Origin of the sequence: uncultured Parasphingorhabdus sp. (genome assembly GCF_963975735.1) — a bacterium.
GTDB lineage: Bacteria > Pseudomonadota > Alphaproteobacteria > Sphingomonadales > Sphingomonadaceae > Parasphingorhabdus.
This window is the reverse complement of record NZ_CAXBIA010000002.1, coordinates 431,519-452,286: the sequence shown is the minus strand read 5'-3', so window position 1 is coordinate 452,286 and position 20,768 is coordinate 431,519. Positions and strand designations below refer to the sequence as shown.

Genomic DNA, 20,768 nt, shown 5'->3' with positions numbered 1-20,768 from the left:
AACGACTATGAATTTGCTGTCAGCGAATATTGCGCACCAAATGGCACGCGAACAAGCGCTGGCTCCAGGGCTCTCAGCGCTCTGAGCGGGCCAGGGAAAAAAATCCGGAAATTCGTCTTTATCTGCGCAAAGCCTGCCGCAAGCATCCGCCTGCGCATTTCGCTCGCGCTGATCAGCACTGCATTTTCATCAAAAGGGCAATTGTTCACCGCATGGACCGTCAGCGGATTCCAGGGATTATGTTCAAACAGTATGAAAAGTCCGTCCGGGGCCAGGCGTTTGCGAATTTGGGAAAGCAGCGAGATGTGCAATTCTGCCGGGATATGATGAAACACGCAGGCGGTGAATATAAGATCATAATTACCGAGTTCATCGGGAATATGCTCACCATCATAGCTATGAAAGTCCACACGCTGCGATAATTGCTTGCGGCATAGATCGAGCGAACGCGTCGAAACGTCGAGGCAGCTGATATGGGCGTCTGGAAACTGCGTGCGGAGCGGCTTTAACGAATTGCCGATGCCTGCGCCAAAATCCATGATGCGATTGACATTCAGCTTCCGCCTGTCTGCTATTTTACGCATATCCTCAATCTTGTAGCGCGCGAAATATCCGACATCCTCACCGCTCAAGCGGATGGAGCGGGCGTGCTGCGCTTCATATTGCGAGGCTATTGCATCAAATTCTGCCTCAACCATTAACCGTCTTCCTGATTTGTCGCTGGATACGATGAACCGGATTTTCCATATCAGCCCCGTTTCGGCGGGAGCGGACTTCCTGCACAATGAACAGCGGCCGATGCTTTGATTCCATATACATGCGACCAAGATATTCGCCGAAAATACCGAGCATCAGCAGTTGCAGGCTTCCCAGGATTAGCACGAGGGCAGCGATACTGGCCCAGCCCCCTACCGTGTCGCCGGTAAGATAGGAAATGAACACCCAGCCCAGCGTCAACAGCCCGATCATCCCCGCTAGCAGGCCAAGATGGGCCGTGAACCGCAAAGGAATGGTCGAAAAACTCGTGACAGCATCAATGGCAAAAGAAATCATTTTCTTGAGCGGGTAGTTGCTTTCCCCCGCATGGCGCGCCTCTCGTTCATAAGGAAAGGCGGCTTGCGCGAAGCCGACCCAGCTCACCATCCCCCTGATGAAACGATAGCGTTCCGGCATGGCGTTGAGCTCTTCAACGACCCGTCTGCTCATAAGCCGGAAATCACCGGTATCGCGAGGAATTTGAACATCGACCAGCTTCTGCAGCGTGCGGTAGAATATGCTTGCTGACGCCCGCTTGAACATTGTCTCTCCGGCCCGGCTAAGCCGCTGACCATAGACAACGTCATAGCCTTCTTCCATCTTGTCCAGCATCGCGCCCAATAATTCTGGCGGATCCTGCAAATCAGCATCCATGACCATGACAATATCGCCACGGCATATCTGCAAGCCAGCGCTGAGCGCGAGTTGATGACCATAATTGCGTGCCAGATTGACCGCGACTATATGCTGAGAATTATCTGCAAAAGCTGCAATCATCGACCAGGTCTGATCCTTCGACCCGTCATTGACCAGAACAATTTCAAAACTGCCCGGAGCCACACCGGCGCAGGCCGCTTCGACGCGCTCAACGAGGTTTTTTACGTTATCTTGCTCGTTAAAGCATGGAATAACGACCGAGATCGCGGGAGTATGTTCGCCCTGGTGCTGATGCATTACACTCAATCCTTTGCAGGACCGTCTAATGGGACCAATTTAAGAAGTTATTAATGCTGTTTTGTAAGCTTTGAATAACACAACAGCTTGAACTTCTCCGGGGCGGCCACAGGCTCCAGTTTCCTATTTCTGAAAACCGCGCTGAACCGCATCCATGGGTTCCGAAGTGACCGGATAGCCAATGCCTTCCGGTATGCACAAATGGACCTGTCCGTTGCGTTTCTCGATACTCGGGGACACCATCACCGAGGGATGCGCCTTGCTATGGGCCAAAGCCTCGTCAAACGATCCGAATTGCGCCAGCCGTTCGAGATTGCGCTTGGTCGGGAAGATGATCTTCACCTCGCCCGCTTCGGCGCGATCGAGCACCGATTGCGCATTGCCCCAGAACAGATTGTAATTCTCGGTTTCGTCGACCGTCGCCTGCGCCTTGTGGTCATCATGCGAGATCATATAGAATCTTGTGTCGAACACGCGCTTTTCGGCGAAGGGCGGACACCAGCGCGAAAAGGGTATCAATTTCTCCAGTTCCAACTGCCAGTCGAACTGGTTGCAGATATCGGCCAGAACCGTCCCTTCGTGCAACGCATTTCTCGCCTCCAGAACCCGCTTGGCATCGAGATTTCCTTCCACCGCCACAGCGATCCCGGTTTCTTCGATCGATTCCCGGACGGCTGCGATGCGCGCGCCATATTCGTCAAAATCATCATGGCCGAGCGCCTTGGCATATTCAAAATCCGCGTCATCGATCCGGCCGCCCGGAAAAACCGCGGCACCGGCAGCAAATACCATTTTGGCGGAGCGCTCCACCATCAACAACTCCGGAGCATCGCTGCCCGGCTGGTCGCGGAATATCACCAATGTTGATGCAGGAATCGGTTTGGGCATCGCTTTGCCCGTAATCGCGTCCACGGCGGGCGCTGCGTTGTCGGTCTGTTTTTCGGTCATATTTCATATGAACAGCTAGCGACGGCTTTGCCAAGCCTTTTGATTGGCGATGACCGGCGCAAACGGATTTGCCAAAATTCCATCGCCGTGGCAGGATCATGTCATGGGAATAATCGAGCTATTGGGATTGGCCGGTAGCGTCAGCCTGATATCGGGCTGGCGGCTTTATCTGACGGTGTTTGTAACCGGCCTCGCCATGCGCCTCCAATGGATCAGCCTGCCGGAAAATCTGCAGGTTCTCGATGCCTTTGCCAACCCCTGGGTATTGGCAATTAGCGCGCTCGGTGCGGTAGCCGAATTTTTCGCCGACAAGATTCTCTGGCTCGATTCGATCTGGGACACCATCCACACCGCGATCCGGCCGCTGGGCGGTGCGCTGCTTGCGCTGGCCGTCGTCGATGCCAGCGATCCCGCCTGGCAGGTCATCGTCTTTCTCCTCGGCGGTGGCGCTGCCCTGATGAGCCACGGCGCCAAGGCCGGCGCCCGCGCGCTCGTCAACACCAGCCCCGAGCCGGTCAGCAACGCGGTCGTCTCTACCGGTGAAGATATCGCCACCGGCGGACTGCTCTTCCTCGCCTTCGCCAATCCGGTCGCGGCACTGATCATCGCATCGGTGATGCTGATCCTGTGCATCTTCCTGGTCTACAAAGGCTTCAGGCTGTGGCGGCAAATGGTGTCTGGCGGCAGCTAGCAAATAGACTGGCCGAAGCCAGTCTGAATATGAAGCGCAGGATACAGAGGGAAAAAATGGTCGGGGAGACAGGATTTGAACCTGCGACCCCCTGTACCCAAAACAGGTGCGCTACCAGGCTGCGCCACTCCCCGACGCGCGCTTCCCCTAGGCGGTGCTTTTGGGAAAAGCAAAGGGTTTTTACGCTTCTTTTTGCCGTTGCTCATCAAGTGAGCGATTTACGGCTTTGGAAAAAAATATGGTGGGCCCGGAGGGATTCGAACCCCCGACCTAGCCGTTATGAGCGGCCAGCTCTAACCAACTGAGCTACAGGCCCATATGAGCAGCTTTTTACAGGCAAGTCTCAATGGAAGGGTGCGATAGCGGAAGCGATAATGATTTGGCAAGACCGATCATCGCAATTCGTCAGACTGACGGTCAATGAGCGGCTATGAACCTGACGCAGCCCGCAACAATTCATCGATATCGACCGGCTTCACATTTCGGGCCTCGAGATGATCCAGCACCTCCCGCCACCAGTCGTAAAAGCCGTCGAGCTCATTCTGGTCGCGCACATAAGGCGTGTGGCCGGGTGACAGTGAAGGCGAATGAAAAGAGAAAACCAGCAACCGCAAATCATCGTCGAGCGCCACATCGATCGCCTCTTTGGTTTCGCGTGCGGAGATCCCTTCCGGTGTCAGCGGAATGCGTTCGAGCATTTTGCTGCGGGACAATAATGCGTTGGCCAAGGGTGATTTTTCCATGATCGTCGCCGCAAGACGATGTTGCTTGCGGAAAATACCCGAATAGACGGTCGTCAGTGGCACTTCGAGCAGTCGCTCGTCCTTCCCCCACCAATAGGGCCGGGAATCAACCGACAAGAAGTCCGGGCCGCCCTCGCCGCTATAATCAAAGCGCGGCCGGATACTGCTGTCCAGCGCGAAGCCGTGTTTCAGCAATAGCTCCACCGTATTCGGGCCGATGCCATATCGTCCGGCGCGATATGTATTCGGCGTGACACCAATTCTGTCCCGAATGGCATCGCGCAGCTTCACCAGCTTCTCTTCTTCCAGCTCTTTCGGCAAATTGCCGGCAAAGCTGTTGTGATCATTCACCCGCTCATCGAAAGGCGGATTGACCCAAGGGTGCAGATGCACGCCGATCGTGGCGCTTTGCTGTTCTGTCACCGTTCTCAGAAACGCGGTGGCCTTAGGGTCTTGAATGATTGCATAATCGACAAAATAGACCGGCTTGATCCCGTATTTCTCGACAAATTCCTGATATTTTTCCAGCATCGGCACCGTGATCGTCGTGTGACCTCGGCGCTCGAAAGGGGCATCCCAGTCAAATTCTTCTTCGGTGTCGATGGAAATCAGAAAACGCCTGCCGAATTCTTCCGGCCACAACACATGACTATCCGGTTTGTGGATTTTCATGAGCGAGGTCCCTGAACAATAATTTCCGACAGCTCCCTAATGCACATTATCTGGGAAAACTGCCTGGCGAGCCAGACGTCTATTCTGATTCCGTTTCCCGAATGTTAATTTTGCTAGTCGCCGCTGCGGGAAGGGTCAAGGCAATGTTGTCTTGGTTTATGGTGAGCGAGCCGCCCGCCGCTTGCGCGAGATTCCGCACCAGACGGAGGGAGAAGCCGAGCCCCAATAAAGATGATTCACCGACATCTCCGTCGATTCCCTGCGATGGATCGAGCAGCACGCTTTCGGCAATATCCTTGATCCGCGAGGGCCGGGAAAGAGTGAACTGGTTGGTTGGCTGCACTCCGATGCGTGTCCGCAACTCGCCCTTCAGCGTTTCGCCATTCTCGCAGGAGATGATTGCCGCCGACAATAATCGGGCAAAAATACGCTCGACGGATTCGCCGTCCAGCGCGAACGGCCGGACCGGTTCGGCCTTGCTGATGTTGAGATCAACCACCTTGCTATGAGTCAGTCCCTGGAGCCGCTGCGTCATCCGTTCAAATAGCCAGTCCGCTTTCGTGGTCCCGCTTGATTCCGGCAGTTGCCCGGAATCAACCTTCACGGCGATATCCAGATCCTCGAACCCCGCTAGCAGTCGCCGCGCTTCATCCATGATGTTGCGCGCCAAAGCGCGATATTCGAACGAAGCCGGTCCGAACAGTTGCTGCTCGATAATTTCGCTAAACCCGATGACAGCATTCAGCGGCGTGCGCAGCTCGTGGATCAGTTGCTGGAGCTGTTCGCGACGTTCGAGATCAAGGCTGCTATGCCCCGCATCCTCGGCAATATTCGGTCGCCTCATGATACCGCGATAACCTTCGAACCGTCCGGTTTCATCGCTGAAAAAGGGGATAGCACTCATTCGCCAGTCGCCGACGATGATCGATGCACCGCATAGCCGCATCCGGGCATTTTCCATCGGCATGCGCTGACGAAAGGCCGCTGCGCCATAAGCATCGGGGCCAGGCCCTTCATCAAAGGCCGGATGCGCGACCGTGACCCCGACAATAGCCCCAATCGGTGGCCCTTCGGTCCAGACTATGGTGCCGGATTCATCGGTTTCGAAGCGGATCGCTTCAAGCGGTTCGCCGAAAAAGCGTGTTCCCGAACCCTCGCCCGTTGCCGGGCGCGGTGATTCGGCCGTACGATTCTTCTGATAGTCGGCAATTTTTTCTACCAGCGCGCTGATCTGCGATCCTTCATCCTGTTCGACAGGCACGCCAGAAGCATCATTTGATATGCCGTCTTCCAGCCCGCCGACCGGACTGTCGCTGGCAGGAAGTGCCTCGCTGCCGTTTGACGAAGCCGCTTCCTCCGGCGTTCTATCGGCAATCTTGAAATCTTGCGATTGCAATCGCTGCTGCGCGCGTTCGGAAAGCCGCGGGTAAGCATCCGCGTAAATTTCCGGCGTCAGATCCGCAGCCGCCATCGCGGCATCGCAAACGGGATCACTGTCGGCGCTCAAATAGACTAGCAAAGGAGCCGAACGCAATCTACCGTTCAACGCCTGCACCGCTGCAACGCGGTCCGGTTCGGCCACCCGGTCGTGCAGATCGCGCAATCGGGTTAACCCTGCTTGTACATCCTGATTGGCCAGATTTCCGGGTTTTTGCGCCAACAGATCAATCACCTGCCGCCATTGCGTGGCAGCGGCTGGGCCTTCCGGCAGGCTCCCCTTGAGCACGGTGGTCAGGCGGTCATCGAAGCGCAAATTTTTTGATCCCGATAATCTTTGTTATTCACAACTGTTAACCGGGCAATAACCCTTTCCCGAGGCAACGGGAAGCTATGAAAAACTCACGTCACAATGTGGGACAACGGAGAAAGCATTGCTTGGCTGACTTATTATATTATACAGATCAAATGATTCTCGAACGGAAATTACATCACCATGGCTGATACAAACCTTGATGACATCGATCTGAAAATCTTGCAGCGGTTGCAAACCGATGGCCGGATTACCAATGTTGAACTCGCTAACAGTGTCGGTTTAACAGCTCCCCCCTGTCTTCGTCGTATGCGCGCACTGGAAGATGAAGGCGTCATCAAATCCTATCACGCAGCAATTGATCCTGCCAAAATGGGCTATACGATCACTGTCTTTGCGATGGTCAGCCTGAAAAGTCAGGCAGAAATCGATTTGCAAGCCTTCGAAGATCATGTGCAAAAACTGCCCGAAGTACGCGAATGCTACATGCTGAACGGCGAAATCGATTTCATGTTGAAAGTCGTCGCCAAAGATCTTCAGCAATTTCAAAGCTTTTTGACCAGCCAGCTAACCGCAGCTCCCAATGTAGCCAGCGTGAAGACATCGCTCACCATCCGGTCTGCCAAACATCAGCCTGGCGTTCCGATCGAACGCTAAAAAAAGGGCGCCAATGGCGCCCTTTCAATTTATCTATCAACCCCGAATCAGGTCGCTGGTTCAACCGGAGCAGCTGGCGCTGCCGGTGCTGCCGGAGCGGTTTGCTGATCAATCCACGTCTGCCACATATGCGCCAACGGAGCCCGGGTTCCGGAAACTTTCGCAAAAGCCTGACCTGCAGCGGCAAAATCACCCGCATAGGCTTCGGCTGTACCTATTCCCATGTACCCGCGATCCGTTTCGGCTCCAGGCTTGGAAAGACCAGCTTCATAAAAAGCCACGGCCTTGTCATAATCCTTGTAACCCAGCCATACGTCGGCAAAGTTCATCATTACCGAGCTGCTCCCGGATCCGCGCACACCGGATGGTGCGGAGGGCAGCGATTTCTGGTCAGCGCTCACTTCCCGCCGTGCCGGTGCAAGCACTTCGGCAATCAACGGACTGGTAGAGCTGACAATGCCCTTCTGCTGTCCTTCTTCCAGAATGGAAACGACTTCACCAAACAGGTTTTTGCGCTGCGCCTCTTCGGCAAATTCCTTATAATCACGAGATGTCTTGAGCGCGCCAGTCGCTTTCATAAACCGCAATACCTCGAGATTCTGGACGCTGTCAGCTTGCGATGTACGGCGACTTGCTGCGATAGCATCACCCCAAGAATCTCCGGACGGATATGCAGAAGCCCATTTTGCCGCCCACGCTGAATAGAGGCCTAAATCCTTGCTCGCCAGTGCGCGGTCACGGGCCAGCCGGTACCAGGATTCCGGCGCTTTGGTCTCGGAAGCATTGGCATTGTCGAGAATTTCAGTCCATTTCGCCAAGCCTTCTGGATACATGTTCCGCTTGAAGAAAGTCTCGGCCAGCAAAGGCTCGATGTTATTCGCGCGATAGCCAAGATCATAGGCAGCCTGGAACCTTTGAGCCGCGTCTGCCCAGCGTTCAGCGCCATAAGCGAAATTACCGGCGAAGAAGTTAAACGCGGGCAATTGCTCGGCTCCGGTCTTCCCGCTGTCGAGCGAGGCAATGATACCTTTTTCCTGCAAGGCGGTATCTTTCAACGCGCCGCCAAGCTGAATGGCCAACTGCCCTGCAATATAGCGATCATCGGGGATCTGGGTCTCAGCGAGCAGCGCTTCCACCAGCGGCTTCCCTGTAGCGGGAGTTTCTGACGCCATCGCCGCCTGAATTGCCGCGACTTGCGGAGCAATTTCTTTGCTAATTTTGACGCCGGAATCTTTTTCTTTTTTCTTCTTTTTCGCCGCCTGGGCGTCCTGCGGCAAAGCGGTTATCGCCAGTGTGCCGGCAGTCGCCAAAGCAACGGCCATCGAGAAATGAGATAAAAAACGCATGAATATCCTCCGGATGATTATTATTTGGGAGAAACGAGTTCCCCGGAATATGGTTGCACCACTCAGTCGTGGCCCTATTACCAAGCTTTCTTCGCTTTTCTAGAGTGAATCCGCTGAATAGAGGTTGAACGGCTGCCGTTTCGCGCCGTCGTGAAGCAATTCATATAGTATAATGAGGTAAAATCGCGTGCTTGCAATTATATCCCCCGCCAAATCTCTGGACTTCGATTCCGCCATTCCGCCGGTCTCGCCATCCGGAAACCGCTTTCCGGACGAAACCGAACGGCTGGCAAAGGCAATCGGAAATCTGACGACGAAAAAGCTGAAGGCGATCATGCCGGTTTCGGACAATCTCATCGCTTTGAACCGGCAGCGGTATAGCGATTTTTTCGCTCAACCCGAACGGCCAGCGATCTATGCCTATAATGGCGACGTCTATACCGGGTTCGAAGCGGGTAGTATCAGCGAGGAAGCGATGACCTTTGCCCAGGGTCACCTGCGAATCCTTTCCGGCCTATACGGATTGCTCCGCCCTCTCGACCCCATTCGACCCCATCGTCTGGAAATGGGTACGAGATGGGCGCCGCGCTACAATAAGCTGACCGATTTCTGGAAGGACAAGATTGCCGGCGCGCTGGCGGCGGATCTTGAACAGACTGGGAGCAAAACCATCGTCAATCTGGCGAGCAACGAATATTGGGCCTCGGTCAAACCATATGCTGCAAAACTGCCGGGTCGAATCATCGAGGTGGATTTTCGCAAGGACAGCCCCGACGGGCCCAAGTTCATCAGCTTCGAGGCCAAGCGCGCGCGCGGGATGATGGCGCGCTATATTTGCGAAAACCATCTGGCCGATCCGGAAGCGCTCAAGGGCTTCGACTATGACGGCTACCGCTATGATGCCGACGGCAGCACAGAAAGCAGCCTTCGCTTCCTTCGCACGTGACCGGAAAATCCGCCGTCATTTTTGGAGCGAGCGGCGGGATTGGCGTCGCGGTTTCCGATGCGCTGGAAGCAGACAGCCGTTTTGACCGGATCGTCCGCTTTTCCCGCTCCGCCGACAGCCCTGTATGCGTCGACCTGACGTCAGAGGCCAGCATCGCAGAAGCGGCTGCATGGGTGAAGGCCCAGGACATTTCACCATCGATGGTGTTCGTCGCCACCGGCCTGCTCCACGATGACGACAGAGGACCGGAGAAGAGCCTCCGCCAGCTCGATGCGGACTGGCTGATGAAAAATTACCAGATCAATGCGGTGGGCCCGGCTCTGGTCGCCAAATATTTTCTGCCGCTCATGGACCGGAAAGATATCATCAGATTCGCGGCGCTGTCGGCGCGCGTCGGCAGCATTTCGGACAATCGGCTCGGCGGCTGGTACGGCTACCGCGCATCGAAGGCCGCGCTCAACATGATGATCCGCAACCTCTCGATAGAATGGTCGCGCAAGAATGACCGCTCGATAATCGTCGCGCTGCACCCGGGTACGGTCGACACCGCGCTGAGCCGCCCGTTCCAGAGCAATGTAGCCGAAGGGAAGTTGTTCGACTCCGGTCGCGCCGCACGTCATCTGCTCGACGTTCTCGACGGGCTGGAACCGGCTGACAGCGGTAAAATTTTCGCATGGGACGGAGCGGAAATCCAACCCTGATTTCAGCACTGTATTATTATTGTAAAACTGGCCCGAAAGGCTGGCTTTTACCGGCCCGATCCCCTAGGAGAATCGACAAGAAAAAACCCATAAAAAAGGCCTGTTTGTGAACGAACAAACCACTCCACCGTCGCCATCCAATATCGAACCGATAGACATCGTCGACGAGATGAAAACCAGCTACATGGATTATGCCATGTCGGTCATCGTCAGCCGTGCGCTGCCCGATGTCCGCGACGGTCTGAAGCCGGTCCATCGTCGTATATTATATGCTGCACAAGAAGGCGGGATGGTCGCCGGACGTCCCTATCGCAAATGCGCGAAAATCGTCGGTGACGTGATGGGCAACTATCACCCCCATGGCGACAGCGCGATATACATGGCGCTGGCCCGGATGACCCAGGACTGGTCGATGCGGGTACCATTGATTGATGGTCAGGGTAATTTCGGCTCGATGGATCCGGATATGCCGGCATCCATGCGTTACACCGAAGCGCGGCTGAACAAGGTTGCCAATTTCCTGCTCAACGATCTCGACAAGGATACCGTCGATTTCGTACCCAATTATGACGGCAGCCTGCAGGAGCCAAGCGTGCTCCCTGCCCGCTTCCCCAATTTGCTGGTCAACGGCGCTGGCGGCATCGCGGTCGGCATGGCGACCAACATCCCGCCGCATAATCTAGGCGAAGTGATCAACGCCAGCCTCGCCTATATCGAAAATCCGGGAATCACTATCGACGAGTTGATCGAAATCGTCCCCGGCCCCGATTTCCCGACAGCACCGCTGATATTGGGGCAATCCGGCGCACGCGCTGCTTATAAGGATGGTCGCGGATCGATCATGATGCGCGCGCGCCATGTGATCGAGGAAGGACGCGGCGACAAACGCTCGATCGTCCTGACGTCGATCCCCTTCCAGGTCGGCAAATCCGGTCTGGTCGAAAAAATTGCCGAAGCGGCCAAGGACAAACGGATTGAGGGTGTCTCCGATATCCGCGATGAATCCAGCCGCGCCGGCGTTCGCGTGGTTATCGAGCTGAAACGCGATGCCACGGCAGATGTCGTGCTCAACCAGATCTGGCGCTTCACCCCTGCGCAATCGAGTTTCCCGGCAAACATGCTCGCCATTCGTGGCGGTCGGCCGGAAGTGCTCACTCTGCGCGACATCATCGAATCCTTCATCACCTTCCGCGAAGAGGTGATCACCCGGCGGACCAAGTTTGAACTGAACAAGGCGCGCGAACGGGCGCATATCTTGCTTGGCCTGGTTGTTGCGGTCACCAATATGGACGAAGTCGTTCGAATCATCCGTGGTTCCTCGACCCCGGCAGAAGCGCGCGAATCATTGCTGCGACGAGAATGGCCGATCGCCGAGATTGCCGCCTATATCCGGCTGGTCGAAGCGACCGAAACCGATGTCGAGGGCGACGTCTACAAATTGTCCCAGGTGCAGGTGAAGGCGATTCTGGATCTGCGTTTGCAGAAGCTGACCGCGCTCGGCCGCGAAGAAATCGGCGACGAGCTCAAGGAACTGGCTACCGCGATCGAGGAATATCTCTCGATCCTGGCAGACCGCGAAAAGCTTTATGCCGTGATGCGCGAAGAGCTCGAACAGGTGCGTGACGAATTCGCCACCCCGCGCATCTCGGAAATCACAGCAGCATGGGACGGTCTCGAAGACGAAGATCTGATGGAACGCTCCGAAATGGTCGTGACCGTCACCCATGGTGGCTATATCAAGCGGACACCGCTCGATACGTTCCGGGCCCAGCGCCGCGGCGGCAAGGGCCGCGCCGGCATGGCGACCAAGGATGAAGACGCGATCACCGAATTGTTCGTAACTTCGACTCATACGCCGGTCCTGTTCTTCTCGACCCACGGCAAGGTCTACCGGCTCAAGGTCTGGAAACTGCCGGAAGGCGGACCGCAGACCAAGGGCCGTCCTATGATCAACCTGCTGCCGCTGGCAGACGGGGAAGTAATTTCGACCGTTTTGCCATTGCCGGAAGACGAAGCGGAATGGGCAGCGCTGCATGTCATGTTTGCAACCGCCAAAGGCGGCGTCCGGCGTAACAGCATGGACAGCTTCACCAACGTGCCGTCGAACGGCAAATTTGCGATGAAATTTGACGAAGGCAGCGAAGATCGCCTGATCGGCGTGGAACTGCTGACCGACAATGACGACGTTCTGCTCGCGACCAGAAACGGCAAGGCGATTCGTTTCGCCGGCGATGCGGTCCGCTCCTTCCAGAGTCGGACTTCTACCGGTGTCCGCGGTATCGCGCTGAAGGGCGATGACGAGGTTATTTCGCTATCCGTCCTGCGCGGTTTTGAAGCGTCGACCGAGGAACGCGATCAATATCTGAAAGCCGCTCCATGGAAAGATAACGAGAACGCTCCCGAACTTTCCGCCGAACGCATGGCCGAATTCAGCGAGACCGAAGATTTCATCCTGACTGTCTGTGCCAACGGCTATGGCAAACGCTCGAGCGCTTATGAATACCGCCAGTCAGGCCGCGGCGGTCAGGGCATTCTCAATATCGACAATATCAAGCGCAACGGCACGGTTGTCGCCAGCTTCCGAGCTTCCGACGACGAGCAGGTCATGCTGGTCACCGACCAGGCCAAACTGATCCGCATGAAAGTTGCGGATATGCGGGTGATCGGACGGAATAGCTCGGGCGTCAAATTGTTCGACGTCGGCAAGGGCGAGCAGGTCGTCGGTGCTGCCAAGATTGACGAGGAAGAAGAACCGGAAAACGAAGCGGAAGAAGCCGTGGTCGAGGAAATGGTCGATCAGGGCGTCTCCGATGGTGATGTCGCGGTGCCTGAAGAACCTGAAGATTCAGTCGAATAAACCGAATGCATTCATACTGAGCCTGTCGATGGACATCTTGCAAAAAGATGCCGCGACAGGAACGGCGCAAACGGAATAAATCTTGGGAGAGAGCCAATGAAGATCAATCCATCCGGGCAAGCCTGCGGTGCCGAAGTGACGGGCATCGATCTGACGCAACCACTTTCTCCTGACAATATTGCCGCTATCCGGTCGGCATGGCTGGAACATCATGTTCTGTCCTTTCCCGATCAGGCGATGACCGATGACGATCTCGAGCGATTCACCCGCTATTTCGGCGACTTCGGCCATGATCCGTTTTTCGATCCGATCGAGGGCCGCAAACATATTGCCGCGATCCGCCGCGATGCCGACGAGAAATCGCCTTTATTCGCCGAAAACTGGCACAGCGACTGGAGCTTTCAGGCGCAACCACCGGCCGGCACCTGCCTGTTGGGGATCACCATTCCTCCGGTCGGCGGCGACACATTATTCGCCAATCAACATGCCGCGCTCGACGCGATGGCACCCGAAATGCGCGCGCAATATGAAGGCCTGACCGCGGTCCACAGCGCTGGACTCGCCTACGCCCCCGACGGCGCTTATGGCGAGAAGGACGAAGGCCGCAGCATGGCGATCCGTCCCGACGAATCAGCGCGCGCGGTCCAGACCCACTCGCTAATCCGCGAACATCCCGAGACCGGACGCCAGGGGCTGTTCAGCTGCATGGGCTATATCATCGGTTTTGAAAGCATTTCCCAGGAAGAAGCCCTGCCCTTGCTCCAGCAATTATACGTCTGGCAAAGCCGCGACGAATTTGTCTATCGCCACCAATGGCAGAAAAATATGCTGATCATGTGGGACAACCGCTCGGTGCTGCACTGCGCGACCGGTGGCTATGACGGCCACGACCGGTTGCTGCACCGCACGACGATTGCCGCTTATCAGGCGTGAACCGGATCGGCGCTGTCTGCAGCCATTTCGTGCCGCAGCGTCGCCACGATACCGGTCGCGATCATGAATTGGCCGAAATAATATAGGGGCCAGACCAGGAGATCGGGAATGGCACTGGTTTCCAATGGTCCCATCCGGGCAAATATCAGCAAGTCGGAAACCAGAAACAGCACCGCACCGATACCGACCTGATAGCGCGAGAATCGACTCGTCCAGGCCATTGCGGCCATCGCAGCGACGGACAGGCAATAGACTCCTATACCCGCTGCGGCAGACCGGTCCTCAGGCAGAGCCCAGGCGATCAGCACCGACAGCGGCACCAATATGATCGCAAAGGCTTTCTGGCTGAACCCCAGTTGATGGCGGCGGAACCGCGAATAGAAAGCGATCGCTAGCAAATGACCGGCCATGAACGCTACCGCTCCCATTATCAGGTCATATTCCAGAACCATGTCGCCAATCGCACCAAGAGCCATGATCCCGCCGACAATTTTGCCATCGAGGCGATGCAGGCGGACCAGCGCATAGATTGCGAGAAATCCGACGCCCGCTCCCTTCCAGGCCATCAGATATAAACCCGGAATATTGCTATCTTTAACAAAGAAATAGCTGATGCCGAACAGCAGGCTGAGCAACAGAAATGGTCTGGATTCGGCAAATGCGCTTTTCATCGGAATGACATGGTCCCCTCTTCTTGATTGTCTGTATCACGCAACAAGCGTTACTGCCAGATTGACATTAGAGTCTTACCACAACACTAAGGCGCCCATGACAGATGTACATATTATTGGTGGCGGACTCGCCGGGTCGGAAGCAGCATGGCAACTCGCGGAACAGGGCATAAAAGTCCGTCTTTCCGAGATGCGGGGGAGCGGGGAAATGACGCCCGCCCATCAGACCGAGGGGCTTGCCGAACTGGTTTGCTCGAACAGCTTCCGCTCCGATGATGCGGAAAAAAATGCCGTGGGGCTTTTGCATCAGGAAATGCGCGATCTGAACTCGATCATCATCGGCGAAGGCGACAAGCACCGGCTGCCCGCCGGATCGGCGCTCGCCGTCGACCGCGATCATTTCTCCGAAGGCGTAACCAAGCGACTGAGCGAACATCCCAATATCGAGATTGTCCGCGAACGGATCGATAAACTGCCCGAGAGCGGCCTGACAATTGTTGCCACCGGCCCCCTTACCGCAATGACCCTCGCAGAGAGCATCGGCGCCGCCACCGGCGAGGACTCGCTGGCCTTTTTCGATGCGATCGCTCCGATCGTCTATAAAGACAGCATCAATATGGACATCGCCTGGATGCAGTCGCGCTGGGACAAGGTCGGACCGGAAGGTGACGGCAAAGACTATATCAACTGTCCGATGGATCAGGAGCAATATGGGGCCTTCATCGAGGGCCTGCTCAACGGCGAAAAAACCGACTTCAAACAGTGGGAAAAAGACACGCCCTATTTCGAAGGCTGTATGCCGATCGAAGTCATGGCTTCGCGCGGTCCCGAGACCTTGCGCTTTGGACCAATGAAGCCGGTCGGCCTGACCAACAGCCACACTGGCGGCAAAGCCTATGCGGTCGTCCAGCTTCGGCAGGATAATGCGCTTGGCACATTATGGAATATGGTCGGTTTCCAGACCAAGCTGAAATATGGCGCTCAGGCCGATCTGCTCAAAACCATTCCCGGTCTCGAAAATGCCGAATTCGCCCGGATGGGCGGCCTCCACCGCAACACGTTCATCAATTCACCAAAGCTGCTCGACAAGCAACTGCGGCTCAAGAAAGCGCCGCATATCCGCTTCGCCGGCCAGATCACCGGTTGCGAAGGCTATGTCGAGAGCTCGGCAGTCGGATTGATGGTCGGCCGGATGGTCGCTGCCGAAATCCGCGGCGAACCCTTCACCCTGCCCCCGCAGACCACCGCTTTCGGCGCATTGCTGTCGCACATCACCGGCGGCGCCGATGCTCGCGACTATCAACCGATGAACGTCAATTTCGGTCTCTTCCCGCCGTTTGAACAGCGCGTGAAGAAGAAGGAACGCAAGGAAGCCTATACCGCTCGCGCACGGGAAGACTTTGCCCAATGGTTGCGACCCTTGTCAGCGCAAGGTCTGCAACTCGCCTAGCATTTGCACTTGGGCGCAGAGCGCTTGGGGCGCGTGCTTCTGAATTCGGTTCGGGTCAGCTGACTGTTGCCGTCCCGGTCTGCGCCCGCAAAGCGGTCGCTGGTCGAGACGGCCCACTCCTCGAAGGTCAAAAGATTATTGCCGTCCTTGTCGAGCTTCCGGAAAGCATCGGTTCGGCTGCTCATCATCTCCAGACGGGTAATAATTTCATCGCCATTGCGGTCATAACGATTGAACCGCATTTCTTCGCGAGAAGGCTTGTAAGCTTTCGGCGGTGCCGGCCCGATCGTTTCCGAATCAAGTTCCGCCTCCGGCAAAATCTCCGGATCGATCTTCTCGGGCGGCGGCGGCGCAGCGGGTAGCGGCACATCCTGCCCCTCCGCACCGATCCAGAGGAACAGACCTGCGGTCAACATCAGCATCATCCCGGCTGCACCGGCGGCAAATTTCTTCATAAGCGGATCCCGTGGATCAGCGGCTCGATCTAGCGACCAGCAATTCCATGCCAGATAATGCGCGCGGCGCTGGCCGGATTATATAGATCGGGAGCCAGTTGGCCCTTCCTAACATCACGCAACATCAGTTGGCAGAGGATTGAAAGCGGCCGTCCGCTTCTGTCAAAATCCACGCGCCGCTGCGATTTCAAGATTTGCCCGCAGCGGTCGAAAGCGGAAGCCCGCATATTCGCGTCCGAACAATGGCGGGCAAAATCCCAGAGCGCCCAAGCCTCGGCCTGTGCCGCCCGCTCCTCGGTCAATGCCGTTGTATCTGCCAAACCAAATTCGAAAAATCCACGACCGCGCGCGGCGGCATAATTTTCAAACTGACGGTCATCCCATGGAAAGTCATCGAGCATCGCCTCCCACCCATCAAGCAAGACCAAGAGCGGTGCCAGCTCTTCTCCTTTGGCTTCGATCAGATTGATCTGCTGGATCAGTGGTTCGCCCGTCGGCCGGGCCTCTGCGGGTTTGGTTAAAATGTCCCGCCACCAGGTTAACCGCATCTGTCCTATCAATATTTCCGAAGTAGAGCGGATAGTGTCCGCGAATCGCGCGTCGAGCGCAAATAATAGCGCATAGCGGTCACGATCCCCTGATTTTGCATAGGCAATGATCAATCTTTGTAATGGTTCGAGCTCGTTCTGCGCATAATTCATGTTGCTGCGGTCGCGAGTTTTCCGTGCGAAATCAAGGTAAAGATCGCTTTAACCACGCCTATTGCACCGCCGCTAACCCTTTTCTCCCTATCAGACATGCAGAAATGAAAATTGAACGGCGCAAGAATTCGCGCACAGATCATGGGGCCAGGGGCATGTTTGACCGGAACAGGACGAAATCAGCGAGATCATTCTTGCAAGAATTGCGCACCAATACCGCTGGTAATACTCTTGCGATGGCCGGAATGGCGCTCTTCCCGATGGCCGCCATGATCGGTGGCGGAGTTGATGTCAGCCGCATCTATCTGGTGCAGACACGTTTGCAACAGGCATGCGACGCCGGTGCTCTCGCAGGGCGCCGCCAAATGGGCGGTGGCAGCTGGACCGCGAATAGCAATGCGGCCCGCACGTCGGCCAATAATATGTTCCGGGCAAATTTCGACACCGATGCCTATGGGTCTTATCAGGGAACATCCACCTTTACCGAAAATGCCGGGACCGTCACCGGCGTTGCAACGGTAAAACTGGATATGGCCGTGATGCAGATGTTCGGCTACGGCACGAAAAGCATCACCGTCGAATGCGATGCCTCGATGAGCATTCCCAATACCGACGTCATGTTCGTTCTGGATACGACCGGGTCGATGAACTGCCCCGACACCGGATCCTCATATTGTAGCAATAACGGCAATAACGAAGCATCAAATGCCCGTATCCGCGGACTGCGCTCTGCGGTTAAATGTTTCTATGAAACATTGGCAAAACGTAACAGTGACGAAGATTGCGGATCAACGCCGTCGCCGGGCAGCGCAAATACCGCTCACCTGCGCTTCGGCTTCGTGCCCTATAGTACGAATGTGAACGTCGGCAAACTTCTGCCGAACGATTTTCTGGCCGACAACTGGACCTACCAGTCCCGCGAAGCCGTCACCAGATTGGAAAATGTGATTGTCGATTATACGCCAGGCACGCCATATCTCTATAACACCAACTATTATTATGACGGTAACTGGACCGGCACATCAACTATCGATACACATTATAATGTCCGCAACAGCAATGCGTGCGATGACCTCAAGCCCAATGACTATGACGATATGTCGGGTAACGAAGGGCCAAAATATAATGAATATACCTGGACCTCTGGCGGTCAGCAGATCACCCGCTGGTATGTCGATATATCCGGAACCAGATATGACTATAGCACCAGTTACAACAGCGGGCAGGACCGTTGCCGCATCCAGTTACGGACGCGGGGTCTTACCGAGCGACGGGAATATCGACAGGTAAACCAGCCGGTATACCAACAGCAACAAGTCTTTTCCCACTATGACTATAAGCCGGTGACGTTCAACGTCAGTGGCCTGAAAGCCGGCGGATCGACGTGGAACAATTCGATTGACCTTCCGGTCGGGAACCAGGGCCTGGATACAGGCGTGCGTTGGGATGGCTGTATCGAAGAACGCCAAACTGTAAGAACCAGCAATTTCGATCCGATACCTGCGGCCGCATATGACCTTGATATCGATCGGGTGCCGACCATCGGTGACCCGGCCACGCAATGGGGACCGCTACTCGATGAAGCCGTCTGGGGCCGGTATAATTCCAGCGGCAACCGGACGAGCTCGACGGTTTCATCCTCCAATAATCTAAGTCGGAACTATAGCTATACCTGCGCCAACGAAGCGAGCAAATTGCGGCGTTGGGACAATCCTGACAATTTTGACGACTATCTCGACAATCTCGATGCGATCGGCAGTACCTATCACGATATCGGATTGATCTGGGGCGCTCGCTTGCTGTCGCCAACAGGAATTTTCGCGTCAGAAAATGCTACAACGTCTACCGGCGGTGCCATTGACCGCCATCTGATCTTCATGACGGATGGCGACACCGTGACCAGCAGCTCGCAATATACTTCTTATGGCGTGGAATGGTATGATCGTCGCAGGACTTCATCCGGCAGTTCGCCATCAGACGGTGATCTCGAAACGCAGGTCAATAAACGCTTCCTGGCGATGTGCGGGGCGATCAAGAACCAGAATATCACCTTATGGGTCGTGTCATTCGGTAACGGCGTGAGCGCCAGCTCGATTACCAATCTGCAGAATTGCGCGACTTCCGGAAAATTCTACAACGCAAGCAACAGCGCGCAATTGCTGGAAAATTTCCGCACCATCGCGAATGATATCTCGCAACTGAGATTGACGAACTGATGCTGGGATTTATCAACAAACTCCGCTCGCTCAAAAGAGATGATGCCGGCGCAGCCCTCGTGGAATTCGCATTCGTCGCGCCGGTCCTCATCCTTTTGATCATGGGTATATTGGATGTCGGTCATCGCATTTATGCGACATCGATTCTGCAGGGTTCCGTGCAAAAGGCCGCGCGCGATGCCAGTCTCGACGATGGTGCCAGCAACGCCGGCGCAATCGATGCTCGGGTGAAGAACCTGATGCTGCCTGTACTTCAGCCGGAACCGATTTCGACATTTGATTTTACACGCCGGAATTACAGCAATTTCACGGATGTCTCGCAACCTGAAGATTTCACTGACACCAATAATGACGGTGATTGCAACAATGGCGAACCTTATGACGACCTCAACGGCAATGACAGCTGGGATGCTGACCGGGGCGCTACCGGGCAAGGTAATGCGAAAGACGCGGTATTATATACGGTCCGGGTTACCTATCCTCGGCTGTTTCCCATGGCGGGCCTGATTGGACTGCCGCAAGAGGAATCGATTGAAGCCAGCACGGTCGTCCGGAACCAGCCATTTGGCGAACAATCCGCACGCGGAGGGATAAAAAATTGTACCTGAGACAAAAGCCTAGCGGGCGCAAGCCTTTCGCATCGATCAAACGGATCTTGTCGGCACTCGCCGTCAATACGAGCGGCCTTGCACTTATCGAATTTGCCTATTCTTTGCCGTTGGTAATGGGCGTCGGAATGTATGGCGCCGAGATAGCAAATGTTGCGATGGTAAGAATGCGGGTCAACCAGGTTTCCATGCATGCTGCCGACAATGCTGCGCGCATCGGTGAAGGCGCTTTGTTGACTCAAAAGACGATTTACGAAGCTGACATTAACGACCTGTTCGTCGGCGCGGATCTTCAGGCCGGTCGATATGTCGACATATTCGAAAATGGTCGCATCATCATAAGCAGCCTCCAAAAGCATAGCGACGGTGATCAATATATCCATTGGCAGCGATGCAAAGGCAAAAAAATCTATGACTCAAGCTACGGAACCGAAGGTGAAAATGCTCCGGACCGGCCCGTCAACGGCATGGGTCCATCGGGCACCCGGGTATCGGCACCTGACGATGGGGCAGTGATTTTTGTCGAGGTTTCCTACGACTACAAGCCTTTGATTTCGAACACGTTTACGGATACCCGGACGATAACCACGCGAAGCGCCTTCAACGTACGCGACCGTCGTGATCTGACGCAAATCTACGACCGGACCGGAAGTGATCCAGTCGCCGATTGCGGTACATATGATGGTATCAGCTAGATCCTGCTAGACCAGCGA

Annotated in this window: 19 protein-coding genes and 2 tRNA genes; 10 read left to right on the top strand and 11 right to left on the bottom strand. The window is 55.6% G+C overall.

All coding sequences use genetic code 11. The features are described from left to right. Positions 1-5 precede the first annotated feature (5 nt). From AACZ86_RS05685 to AACZ86_RS05675, 3 genes are all read right to left on the bottom strand, one after another. Entirely contained in the window at positions 6-698 is a 693-nt protein-coding gene (locus tag AACZ86_RS05685) for a class I SAM-dependent methyltransferase (protein ID WP_339690165.1), read from the bottom strand. Further along, positions 691-1,710: a glycosyltransferase gene (locus AACZ86_RS05680; RefSeq protein WP_339690164.1), complete on the bottom strand. Its 1,020-nt coding sequence runs from the start codon at positions 1,708-1,710 to the stop codon at positions 691-693. Before AACZ86_RS05680 ends, AACZ86_RS05685 begins: the two co-directional genes overlap by 8 nt. 123 nt (positions 1,711-1,833) lie before the next feature. Then, positions 1,834-2,658: an NUDIX domain-containing protein gene (locus AACZ86_RS05675; RefSeq protein WP_339690162.1), complete on the bottom strand. Its 825-nt coding sequence runs from the start codon at positions 2,656-2,658 to the stop codon at positions 1,834-1,836. A 103-nt stretch (positions 2,659-2,761) separates the two neighbouring features. On the opposite strand from AACZ86_RS05675, the gene AACZ86_RS05670 reads away from it, so the two are divergent. Then, entirely contained in the window at positions 2,762-3,349 is a 588-nt protein-coding gene (locus AACZ86_RS05670) for a DUF4126 domain-containing protein (protein ID WP_339690273.1), read from the top strand. A gap of 57 nt (positions 3,350-3,406) precedes the next feature. Here the strand turns inward: AACZ86_RS05670 and AACZ86_RS05665 are convergent. The 4 genes from AACZ86_RS05665 to AACZ86_RS05650 form a co-directional block, all read right to left on the bottom strand. Then, positions 3,407-3,483: transfer RNA gene (locus AACZ86_RS05665), tRNA-Pro, on the bottom strand. A gap of 105 nt (positions 3,484-3,588) precedes the next feature. Then, positions 3,589-3,665, bottom strand: a tRNA-Ile gene (locus AACZ86_RS05660). Positions 3,666-3,777: 112 nt separating this feature from the next. After that, positions 3,778-4,764, bottom strand: a complete 987-nt coding sequence (locus AACZ86_RS05655; protein WP_339690160.1) for a polysaccharide deacetylase family protein — start codon at positions 4,762-4,764, stop codon at positions 3,778-3,780. Positions 4,765-4,843: 79 nt separating this feature from the next. Then, positions 4,844-6,517 carry a histidine kinase dimerization/phospho-acceptor domain-containing protein gene (locus tag AACZ86_RS05650; RefSeq protein WP_339690157.1) on the bottom strand — a complete coding sequence of 558 codons (1,674 nt, stop codon included), beginning with the start codon at positions 6,515-6,517 and terminating at the stop codon, positions 4,844-4,846. A gap of 180 nt (positions 6,518-6,697) precedes the next feature. Between AACZ86_RS05650 and AACZ86_RS05645 the strand changes: the two genes are divergently transcribed. After that, positions 6,698-7,171, top strand: a complete 474-nt coding sequence (locus AACZ86_RS05645; RefSeq protein ID WP_339690155.1) for an Lrp/AsnC family transcriptional regulator — start codon at positions 6,698-6,700, stop codon at positions 7,169-7,171. Positions 7,172-7,218: 47 nt separating this feature from the next. Here the strand turns inward: AACZ86_RS05645 and AACZ86_RS05640 are convergent, their stop codons facing one another. Then, on the bottom strand, positions 7,219-8,517 hold the full coding sequence (locus AACZ86_RS05640; RefSeq protein ID WP_339690154.1) for a hypothetical protein: 1,299 nt from the start codon (positions 8,515-8,517) through the stop codon (positions 7,219-7,221). Positions 8,518-8,704: 187 nt separating this feature from the next. Between AACZ86_RS05640 and AACZ86_RS05635 the strand changes: the two genes are divergently transcribed. The 4 genes from AACZ86_RS05635 to AACZ86_RS05620 all read left to right on the top strand — a co-directional run bounded on the left by AACZ86_RS05635 (position 8,705) and on the right by AACZ86_RS05620 (position 13,954). Further along, positions 8,705-9,463 (top strand): YaaA family protein, encoded by a 759-nt coding sequence (locus tag AACZ86_RS05635; protein WP_339690152.1) that lies wholly within the window; start codon positions 8,705-8,707, stop codon positions 9,461-9,463. Further along, the gene (locus AACZ86_RS05630; protein ID WP_339690150.1) at positions 9,460-10,164 is read left to right on the top strand and encodes an SDR family NAD(P)-dependent oxidoreductase; all 705 of its coding nucleotides are present in this window, start codon (positions 9,460-9,462) and stop codon (positions 10,162-10,164) included. Before AACZ86_RS05635 ends, AACZ86_RS05630 begins: the two co-directional genes overlap by 4 nt. A gap of 106 nt (positions 10,165-10,270) precedes the next feature. Then, the gene (gene gyrA / locus AACZ86_RS05625; RefSeq protein WP_339690149.1) at positions 10,271-13,021 is read left to right on the top strand and encodes a DNA gyrase subunit A; all 2,751 of its coding nucleotides are present in this window, start codon (positions 10,271-10,273) and stop codon (positions 13,019-13,021) included. Between the two features lie 96 nt (positions 13,022-13,117). Then, positions 13,118-13,954 (top strand): TauD/TfdA family dioxygenase, encoded by an 837-nt coding sequence (locus AACZ86_RS05620; protein WP_339690147.1) that lies wholly within the window; start codon positions 13,118-13,120, stop codon positions 13,952-13,954. On the opposite strand, the gene AACZ86_RS05615 is transcribed toward AACZ86_RS05620, so the two are convergent. After that, positions 13,945-14,625, bottom strand: a complete 681-nt coding sequence (locus AACZ86_RS05615) for a lysoplasmalogenase family protein (RefSeq protein WP_339690145.1) — start codon at positions 14,623-14,625, stop codon at positions 13,945-13,947. The two genes, AACZ86_RS05620 and AACZ86_RS05615, sit on opposite strands and share 10 nt — an antisense overlap. Positions 14,626-14,722: 97 nt before the next feature. Between AACZ86_RS05615 and trmFO the strand changes: the two genes are divergently transcribed. After that, positions 14,723-16,075, top strand: a complete 1,353-nt coding sequence (gene trmFO / locus AACZ86_RS05610) for a methylenetetrahydrofolate--tRNA-(uracil(54)-C(5))-methyltransferase (FADH(2)-oxidizing) TrmFO (RefSeq protein ID WP_339690143.1) — start codon at positions 14,723-14,725, stop codon at positions 16,073-16,075. On the opposite strand, the gene AACZ86_RS05605 is transcribed toward trmFO, so the two are convergent. Beyond that, on the bottom strand, positions 16,072-16,530 hold the full coding sequence (locus tag AACZ86_RS05605; protein WP_339690141.1) for a hypothetical protein: 459 nt from the start codon (positions 16,528-16,530) through the stop codon (positions 16,072-16,074). The genes trmFO and AACZ86_RS05605 overlap by 4 nt on opposite strands. 29 nt (positions 16,531-16,559) lie before the next feature. Then, positions 16,560-17,231 carry a hypothetical protein gene (locus tag AACZ86_RS05600; protein ID WP_339690138.1) on the bottom strand — a complete coding sequence of 224 codons (672 nt, stop codon included), beginning with the start codon at positions 17,229-17,231 and terminating at the stop codon, positions 16,560-16,562. 194 nt (positions 17,232-17,425) lie between these two features. Between AACZ86_RS05600 and AACZ86_RS05595 the strand changes: the two genes are divergently transcribed. The 3 genes from AACZ86_RS05595 to AACZ86_RS05585 are packed head-to-tail and all read left to right on the top strand — an operon-like array spanning position 17,426 to position 20,750. After that, entirely contained in the window at positions 17,426-19,447 is a 2,022-nt protein-coding gene (locus AACZ86_RS05595; protein WP_339690135.1) for a TadE/TadG family type IV pilus assembly protein, read from the top strand. Further along, entirely contained in the window at positions 19,447-20,055 is a 609-nt protein-coding gene (locus tag AACZ86_RS05590) for a TadE family protein (protein WP_339690133.1), read from the top strand. Before AACZ86_RS05595 ends, AACZ86_RS05590 begins: the two co-directional genes overlap by 1 nt. Further along, the gene (locus tag AACZ86_RS05585) at positions 20,046-20,750 is read left to right on the top strand and encodes a TadE family protein (RefSeq protein WP_339690132.1); all 705 of its coding nucleotides are present in this window, start codon (positions 20,046-20,048) and stop codon (positions 20,748-20,750) included. The genes AACZ86_RS05590 and AACZ86_RS05585 overlap by 10 nt, the downstream gene beginning before the upstream one ends. Positions 20,751-20,768: the final 18 nt, after the last annotated feature.

Bases quoted from the DNA above. Each gene is read 5' to 3' on its own strand.
- AACZ86_RS05685 (WP_339690165.1), bottom strand. From the start codon at position 698: ATGGTTGAGGCAGAATTTGATGCAATAGCCTCGCAATATGAAGCGCAG.
- AACZ86_RS05645 (WP_339690155.1), top strand. From the start codon at position 6,698: ATGGCTGATACAAACCTTGATGACATCGATCTGAAAATCTTGCAGCGG.
- AACZ86_RS05675 (WP_339690162.1), bottom strand. From the start codon at position 2,658: ATGACCGAAAAACAGACCGACAACGCAGCGCCCGCCGTGGACGCGATT.
- AACZ86_RS05605 (WP_339690141.1), bottom strand. From the start codon at position 16,530: ATGAAGAAATTTGCCGCCGGTGCAGCCGGGATGATGCTGATGTTGACC.
- AACZ86_RS05680 (WP_339690164.1), bottom strand. From the start codon at position 1,710: ATGCATCAGCACCAGGGCGAACATACTCCCGCGATCTCGGTCGTTATT.
- AACZ86_RS05590 (WP_339690133.1), top strand. From the start codon at position 19,447: ATGCTGGGATTTATCAACAAACTCCGCTCGCTCAAAAGAGATGATGCC.
- AACZ86_RS05615 (WP_339690145.1), bottom strand. From the start codon at position 14,625: ATGAAAAGCGCATTTGCCGAATCCAGACCATTTCTGTTGCTCAGCCTG.
- AACZ86_RS05600 (WP_339690138.1), bottom strand. From the start codon at position 17,231: ATGAATTATGCGCAGAACGAGCTCGAACCATTACAAAGATTGATCATT.
- trmFO (WP_339690143.1), top strand. From the start codon at position 14,723: ATGACAGATGTACATATTATTGGTGGCGGACTCGCCGGGTCGGAAGCA.
- AACZ86_RS05640 (WP_339690154.1), bottom strand. From the start codon at position 8,517: ATGCGTTTTTTATCTCATTTCTCGATGGCCGTTGCTTTGGCGACTGCC.
- AACZ86_RS05620 (WP_339690147.1), top strand. From the start codon at position 13,118: ATGAAGATCAATCCATCCGGGCAAGCCTGCGGTGCCGAAGTGACGGGC.
- AACZ86_RS05655 (WP_339690160.1), bottom strand. From the start codon at position 4,764: ATGAAAATCCACAAACCGGATAGTCATGTGTTGTGGCCGGAAGAATTC.
- AACZ86_RS05670 (WP_339690273.1), top strand. From the start codon at position 2,762: ATGGGAATAATCGAGCTATTGGGATTGGCCGGTAGCGTCAGCCTGATA.